The sequence below is a fragment of the uncultured Campylobacter sp. genome, assembly GCF_938018145.1.
Lineage (GTDB): Bacteria > Campylobacterota > Campylobacteria > Campylobacterales > Campylobacteraceae > Campylobacter_A.
Window position 1 is genome coordinate 1 of record NZ_CALIII010000467.1, and the last position, 6,400, is coordinate 6,400.

Consider the following 6,400-nt stretch of genomic DNA (forward strand, 5'->3'; position numbering starts at 1 on the left):
CAGTTTGGATGGCGGCTAGTCCGATACCGTTTTTAGCGATCATGGTCTCATACATGTCGTCTAAAAATTTATGTAACTCGTCGCCAAAAACTTTAACTTCAAGTGATTTGACGAAGAGTTTTTTGTTCGGATAGGTTAGGATTTCTAGTATCATTTAGCCGCCTTCTCGTCTAAAATCTCGTAGCGCTTACCGTCTCTGCCTGTTTTTACGAGAGTATCGAGCGCCGCAGATAGTAGCTCGGCGACTGTTTTATCGGTTCTTAGGTTGCAGGCAACGACCTCCATGTCAAACTCGAATTTTTCGCCCTTTAGTATAAACGAGGTCTCGTAAAACATCTCGGTGATACGTTCGCAGGCCTTTTGCGCGCCGACCATATCGGTGTGCCTCATCAGCATAGCAAAGCATCCGCCGCCGTAGTGCGCCAAGATATCGCTTCGTTTTGATGTGCGTAGCAACATTCTAGAAATATTTTTTAGAAGCGCTAGTCTACCTTTTGAGCCGATATCTTTTAAGGCTGCTTCTTTTGGTTTTATGAGCATAACGGATGATTCGTAGCTGTATTTTTCGATATTTCCGACTTCGGTTTCGAGCGTTTTTAGGAAAAACTTTCTGTTGTAGATGTCAAATTTAGGATCATAGATAGACTGTTCTTCTACGACCTTAAAGACCTTACTAACCTCTTCGTAGCTCGTTTTTATCACTTCGATATGCTTACCCATCAGTGAATTTAGCCTATTTAGGTCTTCGTTAAAGGCGTTAAACATATTTTGCAAGCTTAGCAGGCTGATGTTTGGTTCAAGGATGCTCGAGCGTTTTTTTATTATGGTTCTTAAGATAGTCAAATTTTTATAAATGAGTCCTACGGCTTGCAACATGCTTTTTATCTGCATGAAGCTATTTTTTACCTCGCGCTCGATGTTTATTTGCCTATCGTCTTCGAGCCTACTGATCTCTTCTTCGATCTTTATGATCTCGCCGACCTTTTTCTTAAATTCATCAGGCTGATTTTCAAGCATCTTTTCAAAAAAAGCGGTATAGTTTTTCGGTATCGAGGGGATGTTCTCCTCGCTTAGTTCTTTGATGATGGTTTCGGAAAAACCGTAGATGTTAAACTCGTCCTTTTTGGCTGCTGCGCCTACTTTTTGAGTAGACGCGTTATTTGCCGCTACGTTTTCGCTTTTTTTGTTGTCTAACTTTATCAAATTTTACTCTTTACTTAAAGCTTTTCTCCAAAACTTTATCTATAAGCCCGTACTCTTTGGCTTCGGCAGAGCTCATGAAAAAGTCCCTGTCGGTATCTTTTTGGATTTTAGCTAGTTTTTGACCCGTATTTTTAGCTAGGATCGCGTTTAAAATTTCTTTCATACGCAAGATTTCCTTCGCCTGGATCTCTATATCCGTCGCCTGTCCGCGCGCGCCGCCTAAAGGCTGGTGGATCATAATGCGTGAATTTGGCAGCGCATAACGCTTGCCCTGCGCGCCGCAGCTAAGCAAAAACGCGCCCATAGACGCCGCCTGACCTATGCAGATCGTGCAGACGTCGGGCTTGATGTAGTTCATCGTATCGTAAATGCTAAATCCGCTCGTTATCACGCCGCCAGGACTGTTTATATATAGATATATGTCCTTATCCGGATCTTCAGCCTCTAAAAACAGCATCTGAGCCACGATCGCAGACGCCATGCCGTCCTCGATCTCGCCGCTAAGCATTATTATGCGGTCTTTTAGCAGGCGCGAGTAGATGTCGTAGCTTCTCTCGCCCTTGCTCGTGCGCTCGATGACGTAGGGGATGTAGTAGCTCATTACTCCGCCTTTTTCTCTTTCTTATCGCTCTTTAGCGCAAACATCTCGTTAAATAGCTTCTCCTCGATCATCGACATTTTGATCGCAGGTAAAATTCCTTGATTTTTATAGTTTTCAAGGTGCTGTTTCGGATCTACGCCCGAGCGATACGCCTCAAAATACACCGCTTGGATCAGCTCTTGATCGCTTACTTTGATATCTCTGCGGCGCGCTAGCTCGTCTATTATAAACGTTAGCTTCACGCTTTTTACGGCGTCGTCGCGGTAGGTCTCGCGCTGTTTAGTTAGAGCGTCTTTATCCTCTCTAAATTTAGCCATCTGCTCAGGCGTAAAGCTGCTCCAAGCGCCGCGGAACTGCATATCCATCTCTTGCTCTACGATGTTTTTCGGCACGTCGAAGTTAAATTTAGCCACGATCGCGTCGGCAAATTTAGGCTTTAGCTCCTCGTTTACGTTTTTAGCGTGCTTCTCGGCTTTGATCTGCTCTTTTAGTCTTTCTTCAAACAGCTCGACGCTTACCTTTTCCTCGCCCGGCATGATGCGTTTTAGCGTCTCTTCGTCGATCTCTTCAGGCACTTTTTTGCCTTGGATTTCGTGTAGTTTTACTTTAAACGTCGCGTCTTTGCCCGCAAGGTGCGCAGCGCCGTACTCGGCCGGAAATTTAACCTTCACGTCGCGCTCTTCACCGACTTTTAGCCCGATCATACCGTCCTCAAAGCCAGGTATAAACTGACCTGAACCGATTTCTAGCAGGTAGTTTTCGGCTTTGCCGCCCTCAAATGCCTCGCCGTCCACGAAGCCCTCGAAGTCAAATTTAGCAAAATCGCCCTTTTCAAGCGCCTCTTTTTCCACTTTTTCTAGCGGAGCCATCATTTTTAAAATTTCGTTTTTTCTCTCGTCGATCTCTTTTTTCGTTACGCGCGGCGCGCTGACGCTCTCTATCAGCTCCTCGTAGCCGTCGATGTTTATGACGGGTTTAAACGAGATTTCGATCTCTGCGTCGATCTCGTTCTCGCCTCTGTCAAATTTAGTCACGATCGGCTCGCCGATAACCTCTTCAAATTTTCTATTTAGCTCTTTTAGACCTGCGTCGATCGCGTCTTTTAGCGCGTCTTGCTCGGCATCGGCGGTTAGTTCTTTTTCGTAACGTTTTAGCACTACGTTCACAGGCACTTTGCCCGCTCTAAATCCGTCTATTTTCATATTTTTCGCAGCTTTTTTAGCAGCGTTTTCGAGTTTGGATTTTACGTCCGCGCTCGGTATTTTCGCACTTAGCGAAGCATTTACGGCGTCGATCGCCTTGGTTTTGATTTGCATTAAATTCCTTTAAAAAATAAAAATTTCCTAGAGTGTAGCAAAATTTTCCTTATTCATAGTATAAATTTAAGCGCGCGAAAGGCGAATTTAAGTAAAATCATTTATCAAAATTTAAATAGCAAAATTAATCAGGAACGCAAATGCAAGAAAATTTAAAAAATGAGAATTTAAAAAAAGAAAAGTTTGAAAGCTGCGTCGAGCAGATGCTAAATTTAGTCGGCGAAGACCCGAACAGAGAGGGGCTGGTTAAAACTCCAGAGCGCGTTTTTAAGGCTTATGAGTTTTTAACGAGCGGCTACTTTCAAGACCCCAAAGTCGTGCTAAACGACGCGCTGTTTGATAGCTCAAATAACGAAATGGTGCTCGTGCGCGATATCGAATTTTACAGCCTTTGCGAGCATCATTTGTTGCCGTTTTTCGGGCGCGTGCACGTGGCCTACATCCCAAATCACAAGGTCGTGGGCCTTAGCAAAATCCCGCGCATGGTAAATATCTTCGCCCGCCGCCTGCAGATCCAAGAGCAGCTCACCGAGCAAATCGCCGAAGCCGTGCAGGACGTCATCAAACCAAAAGGCGTTGGCGTCGTCATCGAGGCGCGCCATATGTGCGTGGAGATGCGAGGCGTGGGCAAGATCAACTCGACCACGACCACGTCGGCGCTGCGAGGATGTTTTTTAAGTAGCAGCGAGACTAGACGCGAGTTTTTCTCCCTTATAAATTCGCACAAAGAAGTGAGATTTTAGTGGGTTTAGATAGCTTAAAATCAAAACTGGGCGCAAATTTATCTCTCTCTAGCGTCTTTGGCGTGATCGAGCGAATTTCGGCTACTACGATAGAGATTTCGGGTCTGCGCCCCAGCATCGGCGACATCGTGCAAATTTGCGCTAAAGACAAAAGCAAAAGCGGACTAGCGATGGTAACCGAAGTGCGGCAAAATACCGCGCTCATCTCGCCCTTTGGCTTTGTAGAAGGCTACAAAATCGGCGACTTCGTCTATCAAAGCGACCAAGGTATGAAAATCCCCGTCGGAGACGCTCTTTTGGGGCGCGTAGTGGATCCTTTTATGAATCCAAAAGACGGCAAAGGCGCGATCGCCGCCGCGGAGTATGCCCCGATAATGCGCACTCCGATCGATGCGATGAAGCGCGGGCTGATAGATGAAATTTTTAGCGTCGGGGTTAAAAGCATAGACGGACTGCTAACCTGCGGCAAAGGCCAAAAACTTGGCATTTTCGCGGGCTCTGGCGTAGGTAAAAGTACGCTCATGGGCATGATCGTAAAAAACTCGCAAGCTCCGATCAAGGTAGTCGCCCTCATCGGCGAGCGCGGCCGCGAGGTGCCGGAGTTTATCGAGAAAAATTTACGCGGCGATCTAAGCGGCACCGTCGTCATCGTAGCCACCAGCGACGATAGCCCGCTGATGCGAAAATACGGCGCCTTTTGCGCGATGAGCGTGGCAGAATACTTCAAAAACCAAGGCAAAGACGTGCTTTTCATCATGGATAGCGTGACCAGGTTTGCCATGGCGCAGCGAGAGATCGGGCTGGCGCTGGGCGAGCCGCCGACGTCTAAGGGCTACCCTCCGTCCGTGCTCACCCTGCTGCCTCAACTGATGGAGCGCGCGGGCAAAGAGGAAGGCAAGGGCAGCATAACGGCCTTTTTTACCGTGCTAGTCGACGGCGACGACATGAGCGATCCGATAGCCGACCAGAGTCGCTCGATCCTAGACGGCCACATCGTGCTTAGCCGCGAGATGACGGACTTTGGCATCTACCCGCCTATAAACATCCTAAACTCCGCCTCGCGCGTGATGAGCGACATCGCGACCAAAGAGCACAGAGCAAACGCCGCCAAGCTAAAGCGCCTCTACTCGCTTCTAAAAGAAAACGAGGTCCTTCTACGCATCGGCGCGTATCAAAAGGGCAGCGACAAAGAGCTAGACCTCGCGATCTCGAAAAAAGAATTTATAGATAACTTCCTAAAACAAGACGCCGAAGAGGGCTTTAGCTTCGAGCAAACGCAAGAGCTGCTGGGCGGGATAAATTAGCCCCAAATTTACAAAAAAAGGCAAAAATGAAAAAAATTTTAGCGATGCTGCTTTTAGGCTTGCTCGGTCTTGAAGCTAAGATAATCGGGCAGGGTGAGCTAGCGGACTATGGGCTAGTTTTTGCGGACGGCAATGCCGTGGATAAAGACGGCAACATAAAAGCCGTAGGTAAAAATTTTATGGTCACGGGAACCTTTTCCGACGGTCTTTGCGTGGTTTTTATAGGCGAACAGGCCTTTTTTATGGACGAAAATGGTAGACTTGTCGTGCGTTTGGCGCCTGGCACGGGCTTTAACACCAGCTTTACCGAGGGACTAGCAAGTATTGTCAAAAACGGTAAATTCGGCTTCATAGATAAAACAGGCAGGGTCGTAGTAGAACCCAAATTTGACTATACAGGTATAGCTTTTAGAGACGGCGCGATGCTCGTGGGCGAGATGAAACACGGCAGGATGAAATACGGCTACGTGGATAAAAACGGCAAAACTATCATTCCTCCGCACTACGACGAGGCAAGGTATTTTTCCGAGGGGCTAGCTTCGGTGCGTATCGGCGACAAATGGAATGTGATAGACAAAAGCGGCGCTACCGTTTCAAAGCTAAATTTGGGCCGCCCGGTAACTTTTATGGAAGGTTTAGCGACCCTAAAATTTAACGGACTTTACGGTTTTACGGATAAGGATGCAAACATCATTATAGAGCCTAAATTTGAATTAGCGTTGCTCTTTAGCGAAGGGCTAGCGGCCGTAAAATCGGGCGGCAAATGGGGCTTTATAGACAAAAGCGGAAATTTCGCGATAGAGCCGCGTTTTGACGAAGTAAATAACTTTAAAGAAGAACGCGCCGTAGTGAGGGTCGGCGAGCTGTGGGGCGTTATAGATAAAAGCGGTAAATTTATCCTTGAGCCGCAAAAATTCGACTATATATTTGACAAGTTTTACGGCGGAATGTTAAATTTCAGGGTAAATAGAAAAAGCGGTTGCCTAGGCATAGACGGCAAAGTCGCCATAGAACCGACATTTGACAATATATTTGTTTTTGAGCGCAACGCGACGGCCGCTAGCATAGACTACAAACACGTGTTTATCGACAAAAAGGGCCGAATTTTACCTATTTCTTACTACTTTGAGATAGAAGATTGAGTTAAATTGCGGTAATTTTAGGCTAAGGCTAATATATTTTAACCTTGTTCGCCGTTAAATTCGATAATGCGCAAAGGATGAAATTACCGTG

Annotated in this window: 7 protein-coding genes; 3 read left to right on the plus strand and 4 right to left on the minus strand. The window is 46.6% G+C overall.

Going from position 1 to position 6,400, the window contains the following annotated elements; translation table 11 throughout:
* The 4 genes from Q0338_RS10995 to tig form a co-directional block, all read right to left on the minus strand.
* On the minus strand, positions 1–154 hold a 154-nt coding region (locus Q0338_RS10995; RefSeq protein WP_298086749.1), incomplete at its 3' end, for a peptide deformylase.
* Positions 151–1,203 carry a diguanylate cyclase gene (locus Q0338_RS11000; protein ID WP_298086744.1) on the minus strand — a complete coding sequence of 351 codons (1,053 nt, stop codon included), beginning with the start codon at positions 1,201–1,203 and terminating at the stop codon, positions 151–153. The genes Q0338_RS11000 and Q0338_RS10995, both read right to left, overlap by 4 nt.
* Positions 1,204–1,213: 10 nt before the next feature.
* Positions 1,214–1,804 carry an ATP-dependent Clp endopeptidase proteolytic subunit ClpP gene (clpP, locus tag Q0338_RS11005; protein ID WP_002949394.1) on the minus strand — a complete coding sequence of 197 codons (591 nt, stop codon included), beginning with the start codon at positions 1,802–1,804 and terminating at the stop codon, positions 1,214–1,216.
* Positions 1,804–3,120: a trigger factor gene (gene tig, locus Q0338_RS11010; RefSeq protein ID WP_298086745.1), complete on the minus strand. Its 1,317-nt coding sequence runs from the start codon at positions 3,118–3,120 to the stop codon at positions 1,804–1,806. The genes clpP and tig overlap by 1 nt, the downstream gene beginning before the upstream one ends.
* A 140-nt stretch (positions 3,121–3,260) precedes the next feature.
* Between tig and folE the strand changes: the two genes are divergently transcribed.
* From folE to Q0338_RS11025, 3 genes are read left to right on the plus strand one after another with little or no spacing between them, the layout of a single operon-like run.
* Positions 3,261–3,863 carry a GTP cyclohydrolase I FolE gene (gene folE, locus Q0338_RS11015; protein WP_298086746.1) on the plus strand — a complete coding sequence of 201 codons (603 nt, stop codon included), beginning with the start codon at positions 3,261–3,263 and terminating at the stop codon, positions 3,861–3,863.
* On the plus strand, positions 3,863–5,167 hold the full coding sequence (gene fliI, locus Q0338_RS11020) for a flagellar protein export ATPase FliI (protein ID WP_298086747.1): 1,305 nt from the start codon (positions 3,863–3,865) through the stop codon (positions 5,165–5,167). The genes folE and fliI overlap by 1 nt, the downstream gene beginning before the upstream one ends.
* 26 nt (positions 5,168–5,193) lie before the next feature.
* Positions 5,194–6,309: a WG repeat-containing protein gene (locus Q0338_RS11025; protein WP_298086748.1), complete on the plus strand. Its 1,116-nt coding sequence runs from the start codon at positions 5,194–5,196 to the stop codon at positions 6,307–6,309.
* Positions 6,310–6,400: the final 91 nt, after the last annotated feature.

Bases quoted from the DNA above. Each gene is read 5' to 3' on its own strand.
- clpP (WP_002949394.1), bottom strand. From the start codon at position 1,804: ATGAGCTACTACATCCCCTACGTCATCGAGCGCACGAGCAAGGGCGAG.
- tig (WP_298086745.1), bottom strand. From the start codon at position 3,120: ATGCAAATCAAAACCAAGGCGATCGACGCCGTAAATGCTTCGCTAAGT.
- folE (WP_298086746.1), top strand. From the start codon at position 3,261: ATGCAAGAAAATTTAAAAAATGAGAATTTAAAAAAAGAAAAGTTTGAA.
- Q0338_RS11025 (WP_298086748.1), top strand. From the start codon at position 5,194: ATGAAAAAAATTTTAGCGATGCTGCTTTTAGGCTTGCTCGGTCTTGAA.